Raw genomic sequence first — 18,756 nt, 5'->3', positions numbered from 1 at the left:
CATGCGCTGCGTCACCGAGACTTCTTCGGTCGGGCGATCAAACAGATTCACCACTGGCGTACAGTTCAGCAGGATATTTTCCGTGCCCGGAAAACGCTCACGCGCGAGTTTGCGATCAAAGACGATTTTCACCTCAAAGGGGTGGCCATTACGTGAGGCTTTGAATTGCTGCAAACCTTCAATATCAACGAAAAAAAAGCGCTGAGGAAACGCGAAATATTCCTGCAACAAGCGATAGCCCGTAAAAATCTGACGGGCATACGGTAGAAGTGACAACTCTTCTTCAGTTTCCCACGATAACTCCGGGATGCCTATGCGGAAGCTGTCGATCTTTTGAAATGCGGCTTGCGGGTTAGCAAGTTCGCGCACGGCCAATGTTTTCGCATATTTCGTGAGATAGAGCAAAAGATTGTATTTCAGCGAATCAGCGCCGTGCAAATACAGGCGCAAGCGCTGTAAATCAAGCGCGTCATAGGTTACATTGCGGTCGAGCTGAAACTGCAGAATCAGCGCGGAGGCCGCTTCCGGCGCTTCTTCCACGCGCACCTCGCGCAAACGCATGGGCCGGACCACGAGTATCTGCGTGGTGCGAAAGATAAATTCCGCGGGTTCTTCTTTTTCGATGTCACGCGACAATTCTTGCGTGCCGGCAGGCGTTTTGTATTTGATTCTGGCTTTGCCCGGCGGCGTTTGAATCTCGCTGCCGCGCGCAATGATCACCGGTTTGGTAACGACGCCTAAACGGGGCTTGGCTTCCAAAATGGCGCATGAGGGGAACGGCCGCAAGAAATGTGGGAACAGTTGTTCCAACAAACCGCCGGTAATTTCTGGCAGTTCGTCGTCTAGACGTTCATGAATTCGGCCGGCGAGAAAGGCAAAGCCTTCGAACAACCGTTCGACAAACGGGTCTTTCCGTTGGCGCTCGGTGAGCTTGAGCTTGCTACCCAGGTCCACATGTTTCTTTGCAAACTCTTCGCCGGCTGTCTGCAAATAATTGTATTCCCGCTCGAAATAGCGCTGAATGCGGTCCTCAGGCTCGTGGCTCATGCTTGGTGTCTCGTTCGAATAAGACTTTGGCCCAACCGGTGGTGGAAAATTCGGTAAGCAGGATTTCGCGTTGATTGGCTTCTTTGATGGTCGCCAAAATGCGCAAGGAGATGCGCATGCTGTTGGGATCGAAAAATTCTTTTTGCACTTTAACTTCGCTGATGCGCGGCTCGTATTTCAAGATCGTCTCTCGCACCAGCGTGCGCACGGGGTCCAGCGAGCAGCCGGCATCTTGATAGACCTGCAAAATATCCGGAATGCCGAAATCAGGCAGGTGCATCACAGAGCCGCGCCGCGTTTGCAGCAACATCGTCAGATTTTCTGCGATGCTCAACCGGAGCTTCTCATCCTCCGGCATATCTTCCAATGCATGCCCGCCCTGCAATGGATCATCTCCCCGCAACATAAAACCGCCCACGAGCAAATCATACAGACTGAGATTTTCCATGTGTGTTGCGCCATTTGCCTTGCACTTTACACCTTACACGTTACACAGCGTGCAAGGCGTAAAGTGTAAAGCGTCAAGCTATGTAAGTTTCTCCCGGCACATATTACGCCGAGAGCCCGGAAACTTCGGTGTATTCGACGCCGCCTTCGATATATTGCCAGGAAAATGATTTTGCCAGAAAGCGCACTGTTTCCAAATGGCCGATGTTTTCGTTTTGTTCGTATTTCGTGATCGGCATGTGATTGCGCACGGAAATGATTTTGGCGTCTTCGAGGATATAGCGAAAATACTCCTCCTCATCGCCGCCATCCTTCGCAATGCGATAAAGGCTGATCTGCACTTTCTTGCAATTGCGGCCTTTGCACACGATCTCGTAAAGCTGGGGAGTCAGCTTGTCGATTTCCTTGGTCACGCTGAAAGCGTCGATGCGCCGGGTGCCTTGCAGCTTGTTGTCTTCGCGATCGAACGGCATGTACACTTCATGCTCATATTCGAAAACCAAGCTGCTCTTATTCCCGCGCGGGCCCTCCAATTGTGTGTTTTCATGATTCCACACCGAGAGTTCACCTTTGACTGCCATAACGGCCTCCTTGAGATAATTGGTTTTATAAAACTTAAAAGACTTGCGGAAGGTTGGATGTATTGCGTTTAAGCTGCAACGTGAGAGGCTTTACGCCGGGCGATTTATCGGTGATTTTTCCTTTTCTTAACAATTGTTACATTGCCCGTGCAACAGTGATGCCGTCTTGGAGGCGGCAGGCAAATTTTGCAACGCTTGATTTTGCGTGAGATAGAAGCTCGATTCTGGAATGAATCAGCACAATTTCGTCAATAGTGTCTCCAAAGGATACACTGTGCCAGACATGTTACATATGCAACGCTGCGTTACGTTCAAAATTTAACTCTCTTGCAGCACGCATTACACCTTGCCGCCAATTTCTCAGAGAGGCCACTTGAATAGTCCTAACTTAAAGAAAGCTGACCGGTCGGTTGACGATAATTTATTCAAAAAATCAAACGGCTAGAGCATTCACTGGAACATACCGACCGGTCAGTAGCAGACTTTTCAGATACGCTCTGAAGCCGGCTCTTCCAGCCATTTCGGCAATATCACTTTCCCTCCTCGCCGGAATGATATGCCACCAACCTCAGGTTGATGTCCATACCAGTGATTGCCACGTGCGGCCGGAACTCTGCCGTCACCTGGAAAAAACCCGGTTTTTCTGGCAATTCCGCCACTTCCAGCGAATAGGAACGCAGCGGCCGTTCCGCAATGACTTTTTCCTGCGGATTCGGAAAATCCGCCACCAGCGTATCCAGCCAGGTTTTCAAAGTCTTTTCAATGTCACCGGCGCCGGCATTCTTGCCCACAAAACGCAGTTGCCGATATTTGAGATAATGCGCGATGCGCGTCACCAACATGGTATATTGCAAGCGCGCACCAACGGCGCGATTGGCGGTGCCTTCGGGATCCTTCTTGTCCACCCACGCACGTTGCGCCGAGGGCACTTCAAAAAAGCAGGCATAATCCGTGCGATCCCAATGCGCCAGCGGAATGAAGCCAAGCTCGCAGAGTTCCGCATCTTTCGCCTGCCCGACTGAGGCCTCCACCGGTACCTTGACTTTTTTCTGGCCGCCGATTTCATACGTCGGCGTCGGGAGATTTTCCACGCGGCCGCCGGAATCGACGCCCACGATCTTTACGCTCCATCCCCATCTCTCAAAACTGCGCACCATGTTGCTGGCCAGCGCGAACGAGGCGCTGCACCATAAACTATGATCCTGACCGTCGCGAAACACGCCCTCAGTGTAATTGAAATTCTTCGTGGGATCGTTTTCCGGGCCATACGGCAGGCGGCCCAGAAAGCTGGGCAGGCAAAGCCCGACATATTTCGAGCGATCATCATCACGGAACGAGCGCCACTTGGTATACTCCGGATCACCGCTTATTTTTTCGACCAAATTGCGATCATTCATCACACTGCCCATGTCTTTCTGGCCGAAAAAGTTTGCACTCGCATTCGCAATGAACGGCAGTTGCGCGGTTTCACCCAAAATCGACAAATGCTGCAACAGGCCGATATCCTGCGCGCCTTTATCGAATTTATAGTCAGCGATGATTGCGGTATAGGGATGGCCGCCGACCAAATCGTAGGCGTTCCAGTAAATGTGATGATATAAAGCCGATTCCTTTTCGTAGCCGTCGCCGCGTGAAGCGTTTTCCAAATCATCATACAACTCCTGCTTCGGCGCGTCGAGAATCTCGAATTTGACCGGTTTACTGAATTCGGTTTGCTGCACTAAAAAGTGCAACCCCCGCCAGGTGGATTCCAGCGCCTGAAAATCTTCGTTGTGGAGGATTTCATCCATCTGGGCGCTGATCACTTTGTCGATGCTTTCAATGTAGGAATCAACCAACGCGCTGTTGATGCGCTCCACGGCATATTTATCGCCAATCTGCTTGATGAATTCTTCCACAGCGTTTTTCTGATCCTCGGTGTCCAACATCCCCACCAGCTTGTCAACTGTGCTGGTCGCCACCTCAGTGGCCTGGGTTGTTTTGGGGTCGTTCATATTTGCTGCTCCGGTTATGATGTCAATAGATTTTTGCGAAGGGATATTGAGTTTTCTTGTCGCCTTACACTTTACACCTTTCACCTAAAACGTGTAACGTTTAAAGTGTAAGGTGTAAGACAAACTATGATTTCGCTTCCAGCTTCGACATCAGGTTGCCCACGCTGTCGCCGCCTTCTTTCAAAACGCCTTCCAGCGCTTTGCGCACATCGGGATTCATCACCATATATTTTAGTTTTTTGAGACGCTCACGCGCCTCCATCAACTCCTGCAGCGGCTCTACTTTCTTGCAAATCTCGTCCGGATGAAAATCCTTCATATCTTTGACATCAATGTTGACGAAAACTTTGGCGTCTTTTTCACCGGAGATGTGGTTCGGCACATTCAGCGTCAACTTCGGATTGATATTTTCCAATACGGCCTTGAAATCGCCTTTGCTTTTGATCTCGTACACAGTGCGGTCTTTCAGCTCGCCTTGTGCGCCGGGCTCCTTTTTGCTAAAATCCCCGACAATCATCATGCGATAATCCAGCTCGACATTCTCTTTGGCGTCACTGCTCGGCAGGATCGATACTTTGACGCGCTGGGCGATTTTTGGGGTGGGTAATTTTGCCATGATCTATTCTCCTTGGGTTAAGGGGGTGGAGTAAAATAACGCTTTTACTCCATGCTCTTTCAGTGTTGAGAGACATCGATTTGTCACTTTGGTTTATTCCATTCCACCCCCCTAAGATTGGCGATTGGCGAGATCGAGCGCCCGTAAAACATCGTGCTTGCTGATCTTCGCAAATAACTCGGTTTGCTGTTGCTGCAAAACGGGCTTTTGCGCCTCGTGATTTTCGGACTGTAACAACTTGAGATTCGTCAAGTAGGTTGATTGCCAGACCGCAACACACAACGCCGGCTCCCACTCGGCAAGTTGATATTCCTCGATCCTTTTGATCAAATCGAGCAGCATGGCCTTGGCCAGCTCCGGCTTCTTGGCGGCATAGCAAAAATTAGCGAGATTCAGGCTGCGCAGGAACCGGCCTTTGCGCCGCTCTTCGCTCGCCATACTCTTCTGCATAGACTCCACGTTCTTCTCGAAATTCTCCGGCAACTCGGCGCAAGCCGCTGCATAGGCCTTGCTGATCGGCTCATAATCTTCGCCCATGATCGGCGGCAAAATCTTGTCCGCTGCTCTGCCCACGCCGATTATGCCTTTCACCTCGTCTTCCAGCCATTTGAGCGTTTCCGTATCGGCAAAAGGCGTGGCAGATTTTCCTTTGAAAACCAATTTCGGCAGGTCGGGCAGCCGGTGCATCAGGCGTGCAAGCTGAAATTTGATTTCCTGCGCCGCCTTTTTGGTTTTCTCGCCCTTTTGTTCCAAGGCCAGCACGACATAACGCTGGCCGTCAAGCCAATATCGAAAGCCTTCCTCCGAATCCGTGATAAATTTAATCTCAATGTCGGGGATGAGCTTGTCCCATTCACTGTTTTGGAACCAGGTCCGCAGCGCCTCTCGCTTCGCCGCATTCGGCCCTTCGAAGGCAACGGCTTGCTTGAGGCCGTCTTTTTCTTTGATCTCCGGCATGCCGAGCGCGCCCCAGCGCAATTGCCGCGAAAGGCCGTAGATCGAAACCTCTTCGCAGACTTTGCGGATTTTCTGCCCGTCTTTTTCCTCTTCGAAGAAATACAGCAACGCCTGCACAATGCTGCGCAATGCACCGTCCCTTGAAGCAATAATACTGCTGGCGCCGGCAGAGGCCACACTGCCTGAGCTTGATTTCATCATGGAGGCCGCTGCAGTTGCTGCAAACGATGCACTCACTGGAGATGCGCTGACCGGCGGAGGCGTTGCCGGGTTAAGCAATTCCTTTGCAGCTTCAGCATGCGTCTCGATCATTGGCGCAATATCTTTCAGCGAGGGGCGATTCTTTTCTTCAAATTGCCGCTCAAACTCGCCGGCCAGCTCTTCCAAAATTCGCTGAAGCACAAGAACCGTTTCGGCGTTTGCCTTTGCGAGGTTCTCGTTTTTCAGCATCGCGCCAACTTTTTTTAGATTCAAAAAATTGAAGGCCTTGCCGCGCACAGCCGTGTCGCTCGGATAAAGCGCGCCAGAGAATTGCTGCAAAGCTTTCAAGAGCAGCAGTAGGCCGTTCTTGAGTCCGGCAATACCCTCTTTGCGATACCAGGCAAAGGCCAACCAGCAGATGATTTCCGCGTCTTTCGTTTTTTTCTTCAGCAAATCCGTAGCCAAATCGATGCAAACCTCATATTTGGGTTTGGTTTGTTTGATCTCCCGCTGGAGTTTCAAATAGTCTTCGTCGTTCGTGTGTGCCAGCGCTTTACCGGCGGGGGCAGCCGCCGAGATTGGTTTCAGCAACGCCTTCACCGCGTCGGGAATTTCAAGCTCGGGTTGTGGAAGGTTGATTGTCGGTTGCGCTTCTGCCTTGGCAGAGCCGCCGGTTGCTTGATCCTGGTTGCTGGTTGCTGGTTGTTCATTACTGTTGGCTTGTTGGTTTGGTGATTGACCACTACCGGCTGCCGGCTGATGACTACTATCCGGTGTTATTGCACCGGCGATTTTTACGTGATCTTCGATGATCTGGTTCAACACGCTCAGGTCGGGCCCATTCTGTGGAAATTGTTGCCGGCAAAGCGTGACAAGCTTGTGCAAAGCCGTCTGCGCCGCAATCACCTCCGGCGCGTTTTCGCTTGAAATGTTTTCTTTTAAAAGAAACTTTGTGATCTTGTCATTGCTCAAGAATTTCACGTCTTTGCTGCGCACTGCAGAATTCGCGGGGTGGAGCTTATCTCCAAAGCGCTCGAACAAACCCGCCATCAGCAACAGCCCGTTTTTTAAGCCGGAAAGTTTTTCCGTGCGATACCACGCCAGCGCGAGCAACGCCGCCACGCGCGTATTCTTGCTGTGCTTTTGCAATACTTCTGTTGCCCACGCAATGCAATCGGCATACTTCGGCGAAGGCTTGCTGATTTCACCCTCCAGCTTGACGTAGGCCTCCACCGTGTCGAGGCTTTCCACGCCTGTGGGCGCAGATCGGGAAATCGGCTCGAGCAATGCGGCAATACTCGCGGGGATTTGTGCGTTGTTAGATTGACTCATGCGTTTTTCATAAAACTAAAGTCGCCATTAGGCAAATATCGTTAAAACTCATTGAAAGCTGACGCCTACGATCAGGAAAATGATGAAAAGTAAGGCATAAATAGGCAGTGCAATGATCAAGCTGGCGACGATATAATGGCCTAAAACGGCAAATGCGCGTTTTAAGAACCTGTCGCTTAACAAATCCGTAGACGGCAGCACCACGTTTGCGCTCGTTTTTCTCTCCAATTCACTGACGCGAGCCTGCAAAGATTGCAGTTGGCTATTTGCGCTGGTTAGTGCTTCTGTCAATTCAACTTCCGACATAGAGCCTCCCAAATTTTGAGATGAAAATTCCTTATTCAACACTCAATGCCATCACTCTGAACGCCTTTCTTCACAACCGCTGCAAAAATTCTTTCAGCGTCAACGCCGGGCGTTGCAGCAAGCCGCGATAAAGTGAGGGCAGCACTTGTTCGGCAAGAATGATTTTATCCCTGCCTTCTTCATCCAGCTCGCAAATGCCGTCGCTGGCAATTTCCGGACGAAGAAGCTGCACGAAACTCTTCGCCGAAGGCGGCCGGAAAAAGAGAAACAGGAATGCCTTTTTTCCCGGTTCTGGCAGATTCCAAAAATAAATCGGCGTGAAGCTGGAGCTTCTCGCCAACTCCAGGCTCATCTGAATCCAAAAGCTCACACCGTAAGCCGCCGACTCCGCATCCGCGCTGAGGGGAAAACGCAAACCCAGCTTCAGTTCATCGAGGCCAGCTTGACGAAAAGGCAGCAGAATCTCACAAAGATTTTTGCATAACAAGTATTTTCTTAAGTCGTTAAAATCATCAAAAAGGCTTTGCCAATAGTTTGCACACGCTGTAGCGCCCAAGTACTTGTTGTAAAGCTCAACCTCACGCTCGGAGTCCTGAGTTCCCGGAAAACTCAGATTGGAAACCATGCCGATGAGATTATTTGTATTCAGTTCAGTGCGCGCATTTTGCATCAGTTGCCGGGCGCTTGACAAGCGCGACGCCAGGATTACCGGCGTGTATGCTGCTAGATTTTCATTATAATATGATCGATCAATCAACCAAGACACCCAAAAGGGATATCGCCGATCGCTTTTATCGTGACTTGGTTGCAGCAGCCCCGCAAGAAAATGTTCCGTATTTGTCGGGCAAAACAAAAAATGCTGAATCGGCGCCGCATCGTAGTTGGCTTCCCAGCTCTGACGAAGCTGGGCTTTGGCAGCCAGCATGCCTTGCTGCAGCCATTGATCGAACGCGAGCATTTCGCGGCTGCCGGCGTTGTGCCGCACAAAATCACCGAAGCCGGGCAGCTTGCCAAAACAACTCGCCGAAAAGCCTGAGGATGCCATTTCCTGTGCCTGCTTTGATGCTGGTTGTTCGTTGCTGGTTGCTGGTTCCTGGCGGCTTGTTGCTGGTGGCTTATTGCTGGAATTCAATGTCAGACACCAGCAACAAGCAACAAGCTTAAAACAACTGTTGCGGGCAACGAAAATCAAAAAAGCCGGACGTGAAGGGATTGCCTTTACCGCGGCTCGTGATGATACACTCGATTTGGTACTCTTTGTTTCGATCCGTTCCTTTCACTCTAAACGAACATCTGCCGCTGCTGCCGGGCCTCCATCTCTCCAACATCTTGAACCATCCCCACTGCCCATCTACAGATTCCCTGGCCAACAACACATCGGGCAGAAAGCCCTTGGTATTCCAAAGCTCGAGTTTTGCGCCGCTGCCTGCCGCTCCCGGCCATTCAAATTTGGTTTTATCGGAGGGCGGCCTTTGTTTGACTTTGTAAATGATCTCCTGGCCTCCAACGCTCAAACGCGCTTCATCGATTTCGTTGTGTTGGGTCGGGCGCAAGATCTGTACATCGAATTCAATGCGAAGGTTGCCACCTGCTACCAGCGCATCTCGGATCGCCTTCGCGTCCCGAAAGGCTTTTTGTGCCTCAGCGGATAACCCCAAGCCATAACCGCCGGCCCAATCCAACGGTTGCCCCAAATTACCCGATCGAAAAAACGGCTGCAATTCATTGTTGGCAAACTTCCAAAGCTCGCCCTCCGCACCAAAAAAAGCCGCCATCTCACCAAAATTGGCATCTGGCCCGCTTTTTTTGAAAGGAAACGTATTTTCCAATGTACTGGCATATTTGTCATACACCAAATTCCGCCACTGTGAATTCAAGTAACCGGCTGCTGCGCCACGCACGGCCTCCCAAGCGAGTCTCACCGGAGCTTCGCAAAGCGTGACCAGCGCTTTCTGAAAATTAATGTCTTGCTGGCCGGGCGACCGCCGGATTTCTGTCAGCGCGCCGGGCAATTCGCCGCCGCCGGCAACGACTTGCGCCGCGAAGTTTTTGGCCGCGCCACCGCTCGCCTCCCGCGACAATTCATCCAACTTGATGCCCGCCTCCGAGAACTTGCTCAGAATTTTGGCCAACTGGTTTTCGGAGCCGCTCATGAAGGCAAACAATTGAATGAAACTTTGATCAACCGGATGACTCGAAATGTTCAGCCCGACCCGTTGGCCAGCTTTCTCCAACATGTTTTTCATCCCCGGATCAAAATTGACTTCGTCGCTGGTTTTATCCAACAATCTCTTAAGCGGCGAGATGCCCGGATCACCCAATGTTTTCAGGCATTCGGAGGCAGCCTGTAAATTCGAAAATTTTTCATATGTCACCCCGTGCAAGAACTCCCACCATTTTTTGCGATACTCGAGAAAATAATACTCTTCCAACCGGGCTTTGAGCAAGACCGGGTTGCGCACTTCCTCGGATAAATTCCGTTTGACTTCACCAAATACCCAATCTTCCTGGCTGGGGTCGCGGCTCACACTTTCGATCGTTTCCTCAACAAATTTTTTGTAGCCATTTTGGGTGAACAAATTTGGCACTGCCGGCCCTTCATTAAAAATACCGGTATGCTCGCCGCCCAATGCCGTGGCAATCGTAAATGATCCCGGCAAACGGCTGAAACCTTTGCGCCGGATGTCGTTGTTGTAAACTTCGCGCGGCGTAATCAGAACATTCAGGGCATTGCGCGCTTCCTTGATGATGCGAGCATCGTTCTTGAACGCCGGCATGCCCTCTTTGCCAAGATTCCCCACAAAAAACTGCATGTGAGCGCCCAACAAACCCTGCCAGTCTTGCAAACTACTATTCGCCAGCGAGTCTGCAAAAGAAGCGCCGACTCCGGCCTGCTGAGTCGAGCCGCCGAGCTTTTCAGCTAAAATCGCCATCAGCTCAGTTTTCAAAAATTCGTGTTCGCTTTCATCCAAGCGCTTGATTTCGTCGCCCATCAGCAAATATGCTTTAAGATAGTTGATGCCCTGCTCGCTTGAAATGCGGCTGCCCGGGCGGTAATCATCGAGCCGCGTCTGCAATTCATTGTAAAGATGAAGGCTCACGAAATCTTTTATCTTGCTGAAATAAAGCCGGCGCGCTGCCTCCAACACGGTGCCGCTGCGCGACATGCCCAAACTGAAGAAAAGCGCATCCTTGTCATATTCGTCAATGCGTTTGCGCAATTGTTCCAGAATGGTGAAGTTTCTTTTCCAATCGCCGCGCGGGTCAAGCAGCCGCGCCTCCTTCGTGCCGGTTAGGAGATTGTGCATACGCGCCTGGCTGTCATCGTAAGCACGATACACCCCAAAGCCAAAAAGCAACAATGCCAGCATCGACGCGGCCGCGATGGCCAAGCGCGCCACACGTTTTGTTTGCGCGGCGCGCGAGGTTTGCTCGATCAAAAAATGTTGATCAGGAATGATGACGTCGGTGAACAGATCTTTGATAAAATAAGGCCGAATTTCGACGTTGAAGTGTTCCGGCGGCAGCGGCGGCAGGCCGAATTTGCGCGAAATCGTTTCGATGGCACGATCAATCGGCAAACCCTCCTGCGTGCCGCTCGTGAGGAAAAAGCCGCGAAACAATGGGTTTTCCTCATAAGGATTGGCCTGAAATAACTTGCCGGTAAACGCCACCATTTTTTCCTTGATAACAGCAAGCTGCAGCGGGAACATGAAAACTTTACGGCGCTGCTCGCGTTTGAGCGGGTTGCTCAAGCGCGCCATGCGCGTGTCGGTAAGCGTGTCGATCAAGAGTTGAAATTCTTTCTCGAATTCCGCCCGCAGGTCGGGGGATTTCATTTGTTCGGGCGTAAACGCGCAGCCCCAAATTTGTTCGCGTTCGCTGCGGTTGAGCGCCTCAAAATATTCCACAAAGCCGTCAAGCAAGTCGCACTTGGTAAAAACGAGATAAACCGGAAAACGAATGCCGAGACGCTGAATCAACTCGTCAATGCGTTTGCGCATGGTTTGCGCGTGCCACTCCAGCTCGTCCGGCGTGGCGTTGAGCAAATCCGCGATACTCATGCCGACAATCACGCCGTTGATGGGCTTGCGCCGGCGGTGTTTTTTGAGCGTGTCGAGAAAGGCATGCCATTCTTCACGATCTTCATCTTCGGTGACGAAGCGCCCGGCAGTATCGAGCAAGATCGCGGAGTTAGAGAAAAACCAATCGCAATTGCGCGTGCCGCCCACGCCGCGAAATTCCTTATCCGCGCCAAACGGAAATTCCAAGCCGGAGTTTTTGACAGCCGTGGTTTTGCCGGCAGCCGGCGGGCCGATCATCATGTACCAGGGCAGGGCATAAAGCGCAGCCTTGCCGCTGCGGCCGCGGCCGATTTTGGATTTCTTGAGCGACTCAATTGCCGCGGCCAGTTCCTTCTGAAATTGCTCGATTTCAGCGCGCTTTTCCGGCCGCACGCCGCGCATTTGCGCCTCGGCCTGCGCCTGCAACGATTGCTCCAGCATGCCGGCGCTGCGGATTTCCTGCATGCGTTCGTACATGATAAGCAAAAGCCAGAGAAACACAACAATGATGGTGCCGAGCACGCGCACGGCTAGCGACCAATCGAGCAAAAATTTTGCGCCAGCGATCCAAATCATCAAAATTAGCAAAATGAATCCCAGGGCGACTATCAGCCGCCGGCGACGCAAAATCTTGGTGAACCAACTCATAACTTTGCCTTACTGAATCTTGCGATAACGATTCACTATGATAACAAGTCCGTCCGGCCCTCCTTCGTCTCTCACGAGGGAACCCTCAATTTCATAAATACGCATGCCGCCTTTAAGCCCGCCTTGTAATCTTACAAACTTCTCACAGTCAGTTAGAGTACGAAAGGCGTGATGCTCTGATCCAACAGATGGGTTCAAGTTATCAAAACGATATCCCTTTGTCATAATTCACCCCCTCACTTTTCAATTAACTGCCGCGCCACGCTACCGGCTTCATTCGAGATCATCACGGACATGATGACGTAAAAAATCAATCCAGCTGCCGCGGCGGCCACGCCGATTACCCAGGTTGGCACCGTTTCTTTGGCAACCTGCCGAATTTGATCGCGCGGCTTACCGTGTGGCGAGAGCGGCTCCACCGATTTGCCCGTGATGCGGCGCAAATCATGATACACATCTTCGATGATGGGCTGCACTTTTTCCGGATTGAATTGATAGCGGCCGCGGAACCCGAGCGCAAGGCATAGGTAGAACACCTCGACCGCATCGGCGTTTTGCCTTGTGCTTTGCCGCAGTTCTTGCAGGCGGTTGAAAAACTCATCGCCGGCGTCGAAGCGGTTGAAATATTCCATTTGCAACGGATAAGCAAACCACGATTCTTTGCCGCTCCATTCCGAGCCTAAAATGGTTTCATCCAGGAACGCCACCAGCGCAAAGGTCAGTTTTTCACGAATAAAATTTTGTTCATAGCCCGCGCTTTTGGCCTCACTTTCGAAGCGGCCAAGCAATTCTTTAATGCGCTGTCGCAACGTGGCCGCCTCGCCGAATTCTTTCGAGCCGCGCAATTGCAGAACCAACATCAAGCATTCGGCGCACAAATCAGGCAGGCGCTGTTTTTGGTTATGATCGGATTTGGTTGGCATGGCTTGTTGCTCGTTGCTGGTTCCTTGTTGCTGGTTATTCGTCTTCGTTATTTGTTCTTTGTTCTGCGGGATCTTGCGGAGGCAGGTAATTTGCAATTACTGTCTGGCGAAAACTGTTGATCTTTCGCCCCAAAACATCATAGCATGTGATCAACTCTTGATAAAGCGATTGATCCTGAAAAGAGCCGGTATCATAAATCATCTCGAGATGGTCACGAGTTTCGTCGCAAGAGGCCAGCGCATACGTCAAAAACTTGATATATTCGTTCTTGTATCGGCTCCGACCAAAACCTTCGACGATATTGCTTGAGATGGATTTCGATGATCGTCGTATTTGACTCCCTTCCTCATACATTTCAAACGTCGGCAATTTTTCTAATGTCATCTTGTGAATTACGACCACTAGTTCCCGCGCCATTTGCCAAATTTCCAAATCGCGATAGCTCTGTATTTTTTTACCTGTCATAAATTTCCTACCCAAGGAATTCGAGTTTTATTCCCATACTTTTGTCAATAAACGACCGATCAGTAAAGAGTAACCAGCAACGAGCAACCAGAACCCAGCAACCAGCCTCACTCCGGTCTCAATGCAATCAATTCCAGCTTCAGCTTCATAAATTCAGCCGGTACGAGAATGCCGATACTGCGGCTGCGGCTGATGGCTTCCCAGAAGTCGCCGGTTTTTTCCAGATGAAAATGGTGCACGCCGGTTCCGCCGGGCAGCCCGGCCGGCGGCCGCGGCGTGTAGGCGACTTTGAGGCCGTTAATCGCGGCCATGGCGAGCGCATGAATGGTCTCGCGCGGCGCAATTTTGAGTTTGCGCGGAAATTCGTCGATCAATTTGCGCTCATCGGTATCGCCGCTTGCGATCAGATAAAACTGCGCCGTTTGCAAAAGTTGCTCACTGATCCCGGAGCCATACCACAAATTTTCGCCGCTCTTTTCCAATTTGACGCTTTCATAATTGACCGAAGGCACGATTTTATCAAGCTGCTCGCGAATTTGGAAAACCAGCGTGTTGAAACAATTCGCGAGATGATTGTGATCGTAGCGCGCAAAATCCGAAGGCCGGATATCAAAACCGGTGGGATACGTCATGATTTGGCCGGCCAGCGACAGCAATTGCAAATAGAGTTCTTCCGGCGAGCATTTTGCCATTTGATAATGATGGCTGAGTATCGGAATCGCGCCATTGAGAATATTCGACAGCCAAAGGCTCGTGAAAGCGTTCGCATTGTATTCCGCGCTGCCGAAGGGCAATTGCGACCGCTGCTCGGCGGCGCGACTCACCAAATCGCCCAGCAACTCGCGTGTGAGCGTCATCAAATTTTCCGAAGCGCCAATCGCAAGGCATGGCGGAATATAGTTTTCACCGGCGACGAAACCTTTGGGCGTGCGTTTGACTTCCGCCACTTTAAGCCAACTGTATTCATCGAGCGGCTCGCCCGCAACTTTTAATTGAAAATTGGCAGCCGCAACGCCGATGGCTTTGGCATTGGCTTTCATGGCGTCATCCGCCAGTTCGATATTCTCCAGCGCGAAGCGGGTATCGGGTTGGTTTTGCGCCGCTTCGATTTGAAAATTATGGCCGCCGGGCCGCTCCGCGTGAATGGCGAGAAAAACCTCGAGCTTCTCGGCGGTGGCCGGAAAAAGCTCGGCCAAACTGCGCGGTTTGGGCAGGCGATCTTCGCCCGGCATGTCAAACGCCAAGCCGTCAGGCGTGACGCCTTTGGCGCTCAACAGACTGAACTGGCCGTTGGCCAAATCCTCTTTGTTAATCTGCAAATCGGCAAAGCCCCAATCATAGCGCAGGCGCGTACGCAGCCGGAAATTCAGCGCGGCCAGGTGAAAGCGGTCGGCCTGCTGAAAATGATGGGGATCGAGCGTCATGCCCTCGAACCAAACGACGCGGTTTTGGCGTGTCATTCTAATTTCCTAAATAGAAATTTGAGTATTTTTTAACCACTCAACAATAGCCAACCCAAGTTCATAATTCAGCGCGGCGACATATGGGCAATTACATTCGCCGTTATTTATACAATTCTCCGCTGTACCCAAAACGTCAAAATCTGAACCGTCCAACTGAAAAATATGGCAGTTTGCTCGATACGCAATGTGACCTCCGGGTAACCAATCCCATAGTGGTTGAATATCGCCTGTAAAGGAAGCATCGGCTTGAAATACCGCATCGTATTTTCCCAAAGCTAATGCGGCTAAGATGGGATTTCCACCAAATGTATAAAGTCCTTGAAATGGCGAACCATTAACTAAATGCATTGCTAAAACTCTGTACTGATTGGGCCGTCGAGCCACCGTACATACATGGGCCTCGTCTAACAATGCTACGCTATAATCACTCGTAACCTGCAAAGGCGTTGATTTGCCACATTCAAATGCCTTTCCTGAATCCTCATCTGCAAAAAAAATCCTGCCATTGGCGTCCATTACGACGCTAGCTCTTAACTTATAACTACTCACGACGTCTTGATCTTTCCTAAAAAAAGACAAGGCGGTGCCATACAAGTTCCTTCCACGAAGCCAGTGTTGAGTTCCATCAAGACTATCTAGGCAACAGACGATTTTCGGTTGAAACGAAGGATCTTTCATGCTTGGTAAATCCTCCCCAGTAAGCATGATTTCACAATTATGCCTTTCGCCCCATGCTTTGATTAATCTGCGAGCGATCCTATTACATAGTATATCAATGACTTTAACAACGTCTCCGGGCCTGCTCTCGGATTTGGAAATAGTCTTACCAACTTCTTCATCGTCCACATTTTGTTGAAGCTCTTTTGACACTTCTCGGCAAATTTGTATTCCTAAATTCACTAATTCTGCGTCTGTGGTTGAATCGTTTAATTGTTGCGGTTCATGCAATATGATCGACACATTATCTAATGGCTTTTGTTTTTGAAGATCGGACCCATCAAGCTTGTTTTTGAGAGATTGTATTATCGTAACCAGCCTTTCGATATGCGGTTCTAAAGAATGCGTAAAAGCGTCAAGCCACTGCGTTGCGCTGAGAAAAAACCGCATTGATTTGGTCGGCTCATGATTTTCTATCCTGAACGGAATAATAATTTTGTCGTTTCTTGTAGCTTGCTCCACCTCTCTTAATACTTGTTTTGAAGTATCTGCTGTTGATGAAAAAATCAATAATAGCAATCTGCAATTTGCAATAGCATTAATTATAGACTCTCCCCATTCCGTTCCGGGTAGTATATCCCGTGTTGCCATCCAACAACTGATACCCCGGCTCTCTAATTGAACACAAACGATCTCTGCGATCCTTTTATCATCAGTCGAATAAGAAATAAAAACATCATATGCCATTGTTCGTCATCCCACCACAAAGTTTGAGATATCTGAGTGACTTCTTTAGTCACTTTGGCTTGACAAAAATCACTTCCCCGCCTCCATCCGCTCATCATATCCTTTTTTAAATGCCGCCCCGAAAATCTTTTCCTCCAAATAACTCTGATCTTCCTGCAAAAGGCGGCGTGATTCGTGGCGATAGGCTTGCAAAAGCTTCCATTCGAAAATGAGCGGGAAGAGCTGCCAGGGAATCTTGAGCAGACCGAGATTGAGGGTTTTTGCCGCAAACTCTTTTTTGATAGCCTCGGCATCAAGATTCACCAGCAACCGGCGCGTGCCTTCGCGCACGGCAACGCGATAGCCATTAAACACCGCCACCTGATGTGTGATGTCGGCTCGCAAAATCATTTGAAAATCAGTCAGGCGTTTGGCAAAATCTTCATCGGAAATATCCGGACGCAACAGCCGTTTTTTAATGGCCTCGGCCGAGGAGAAAAAAGAAGACTGACTCACGGTCTCTTTGAAAACTTCACCGCGAAAAAATGGCGGCTGCTTGATGAAGTCCACCGCCAGTTCGAGCAGCATTTCGAACACCCGCTGCGTGCGCGCATTCATCGGTTCAGCCGAAATTACCGGGATAGCAGCCGGCGGCATGGCGCTGACAGTTTTTTGCAAAGCGTTGAGACGATCGTACTCCGCCCGCAAAGCTTGATGACTGGCCTGCAAATTTTCTAGTGCGGCTTGCGCCTGTCGCAACTTCTCCGCCGTTTCCGCCAGTTGCGTTGCCAGCCCGCCATTGTTCTGCTCTGGAGAAAATTGCAGCGCTTGTTTGAAAACCTCGCCGAGATCACTGTCTGCCAACTCGCGCAAGGGTGTGGCCAGCGCTTGCCGCAGCCATTCGTGCCGCTGGCTTTCCTCGGCTGTGAGGAATTTCTTGCCCATGTGCATCAAGGCTGTGTTCAATTCCTGAACTTCCGGCAAGAAGGGATTCAACGTCGCCGGCGGCGCGGCGGCGGGTTCCGTGAGTAAAACAAAACACTGCAGACGGTATTCGCCAATTTTGATGAAATCGCCGTTTTTGAGAGGATAGGGCCGGTGCGCTTCGAGCTTTTCGTCGTTGAGAAATGTGGCGTTTCTGCTGCCAAGATCGATGAGTTGATACCCTTCGCCTTTGCGTTCAATTTGGGCGTGCTGGCGGGAAACGAGTCGGGTGTGAGGATCGGGCAAATGCAGGTCGCACGTGTTTTCACGTCCGATCGTGATGCAGTCTTTATAAAACGGGTATTCTTGCCCGCTCCCGGATTGGCTCTCCTGGCTGAGCTTGAGTTTCACCGGCATGGTTTGTAAGCTCCCTTCCGTCAGCGCCGGAAATGATACTGCCTCTAATTATGGCAAGAGACCCCAAAGAGTAAGGCCTTTTCACATAAAATTTTATGGTCAGAATGCCAAATTTTTCAGGAGCGCCATGCGAGCGAACACATGCTTCATGAGAATGATTCGCATGGTTTAAGCATAGATGAAAATATCCTGCGTCCGGCATAATGTCAAGGGAAAACTAAGGATTGCCATTTAAATAACTTAGTCATTTTCTTTAAGCCGTTAATCAACGCAAATGGTCGCTAATGCTTTTTAATTCGCGATGATTCGCGTCTATTCGCGGTTGGAGATTGGGAAAGTTATTTAATCGTCGATCCTAATCACTGATAACCAGGCGAAAACCGATCAACAAGTCGGCGCGATTGCCGCTGCGCGGGCCCCGGCTCGTGCTGCGTGAATCGTAAGGATCGCTGCGACTGCAGCCGCCGCGCAACACGCGTTGGCTGCCTTGCGCCGGGCCTTGCGGATTTTTTTTCGCGCTCTTGCTGTAGTACTTTCTGTCATAAAAATCAAGGCACCATTCGCTGGCATTTCCGCTCATATCAAACAGGCCAAGATCATTTGGTTTCTTTTGCCCCACCGGTTGCGTGCGATTGTCGCTATTGGAATTAATCCAGGCGTATTCAATCAAATCGCCCGGACTATCTGCGCCCGACCAACCAATCTTTTTGCCGCGACTGCGAGCAGCATATTCCCATTCTGCCTCCGTCGGCAGTCGAATTTCTTTGCCGGTGCGCTGCGAAAGCCATTGGCAAAACGCCATGGCATCATTCCATGACACATTGATCACTGGCCGGCGCTCCCGGCCCCAACCATTATCACCGGGTTTGTGACGGCCGGTGGCTTCGCAAAAAGCATCGTATTGCGCGAATGTGACTTCGTGCTGGCTTATACGAAAACCATTTACCTCGACTCGATGCGCCGGGCGTTCGTCTTCCTGTCCGAGAT

At 50.7% G+C, this 18,756-nt stretch carries 15 protein-coding genes; all 15 read right to left on the bottom strand.

The features are described 5' to 3' along the window. On the bottom strand, positions 1–1,047 hold a 1,047-nt coding region (gene tssF, locus FBQ85_11710; protein MDL1875819.1), incomplete at its 3' end, for a type VI secretion system baseplate subunit TssF. Then, on the bottom strand, positions 1,031–1,495 hold the full coding sequence (tssE, locus tag FBQ85_11705; GenBank protein MDL1875818.1) for a type VI secretion system baseplate subunit TssE: 465 nt from the start codon (positions 1,493–1,495) through the stop codon (positions 1,031–1,033). The genes tssE and tssF, both read right to left, overlap by 17 nt. Positions 1,496–1,598: 103 nt before the next feature. Next, the gene (gene hcp / locus FBQ85_11700; GenBank protein ID MDL1875817.1) at positions 1,599–2,075 is read right to left on the bottom strand and encodes a type VI secretion system tube protein Hcp; all 477 of its coding nucleotides are present in this window, start codon (positions 2,073–2,075) and stop codon (positions 1,599–1,601) included. A gap of 530 nt (positions 2,076–2,605) precedes the next feature. Then, a complete protein-coding gene (gene tssC, locus FBQ85_11695; GenBank protein ID MDL1875816.1) occupies positions 2,606–4,069 on the bottom strand; it encodes a type VI secretion system contractile sheath large subunit in 1,464 nt (487 codons plus the stop codon). Between the two features lie 124 nt (positions 4,070–4,193). Beyond that, on the bottom strand, positions 4,194–4,685 hold the full coding sequence (tssB, locus tag FBQ85_11690; protein ID MDL1875815.1) for a type VI secretion system contractile sheath small subunit: 492 nt from the start codon (positions 4,683–4,685) through the stop codon (positions 4,194–4,196). 111 nt (positions 4,686–4,796) lie between these two features. Next, complete coding sequence (locus FBQ85_11685; GenBank protein ID MDL1875814.1) at positions 4,797–7,175, bottom strand: hypothetical protein; 2,379 nt, start codon at positions 7,173–7,175, stop codon at positions 4,797–4,799. Positions 7,176–7,223: 48 nt separating this feature from the next. Further along, a complete protein-coding gene (locus FBQ85_11680; protein MDL1875813.1) occupies positions 7,224–7,481 on the bottom strand; it encodes a hypothetical protein in 258 nt (85 codons plus the stop codon). Between the two features lie 70 nt (positions 7,482–7,551). Next, positions 7,552–8,526, bottom strand: a complete 975-nt coding sequence (gene tagF, locus FBQ85_11675) for a type VI secretion system-associated protein TagF (protein MDL1875812.1) — start codon at positions 8,524–8,526, stop codon at positions 7,552–7,554. Between the two features lie 115 nt (positions 8,527–8,641). Further along, a complete protein-coding gene (gene tssM, locus FBQ85_11670; protein ID MDL1875811.1) occupies positions 8,642–12,193 on the bottom strand; it encodes a type VI secretion system membrane subunit TssM in 3,552 nt (1,183 codons plus the stop codon). Positions 12,194–12,429: 236 nt separating this feature from the next. Then, positions 12,430–13,116: a DotU family type IV/VI secretion system protein gene (locus tag FBQ85_11665; GenBank protein MDL1875810.1), complete on the bottom strand. Its 687-nt coding sequence runs from the start codon at positions 13,114–13,116 to the stop codon at positions 12,430–12,432. A gap of 34 nt (positions 13,117–13,150) precedes the next feature. Beyond that, positions 13,151–13,567: a four helix bundle protein gene (locus FBQ85_11660; GenBank protein MDL1875809.1), complete on the bottom strand. Its 417-nt coding sequence runs from the start codon at positions 13,565–13,567 to the stop codon at positions 13,151–13,153. Between the two features lie 122 nt (positions 13,568–13,689). Further along, positions 13,690–15,042: a type VI secretion system baseplate subunit TssK gene (gene tssK, locus FBQ85_11655; GenBank protein ID MDL1875808.1), complete on the bottom strand. Its 1,353-nt coding sequence runs from the start codon at positions 15,040–15,042 to the stop codon at positions 13,690–13,692. A 9-nt stretch (positions 15,043–15,051) separates the two neighbouring features. Next, complete coding sequence (locus FBQ85_11650; GenBank protein MDL1875807.1) at positions 15,052–16,449, bottom strand: TIR domain-containing protein; 1,398 nt, start codon at positions 16,447–16,449, stop codon at positions 15,052–15,054. A gap of 69 nt (positions 16,450–16,518) precedes the next feature. Continuing rightward, positions 16,519–17,769, bottom strand: coding sequence for an FHA domain-containing protein (locus FBQ85_11645; protein MDL1875806.1), 1,251 nt, complete (start codon positions 17,767–17,769; stop codon positions 16,519–16,521). A 355-nt stretch (positions 17,770–18,124) separates the two neighbouring features. Continuing rightward, a partial coding sequence (locus FBQ85_11640; GenBank protein MDL1875805.1) for a formylglycine-generating enzyme family protein occupies positions 18,125–18,756 on the bottom strand: 632 nt, incomplete at its 5' end.

Source organism: Cytophagia bacterium CHB2 (assembly GCA_030263535.1).
Taxonomy (GTDB): Bacteria; Zhuqueibacterota; Zhuqueibacteria; order Zhuqueibacterales; family Zhuqueibacteraceae; genus Coneutiohabitans.
This window is presented reverse-complemented; position numbering and strand designations above follow the sequence as displayed.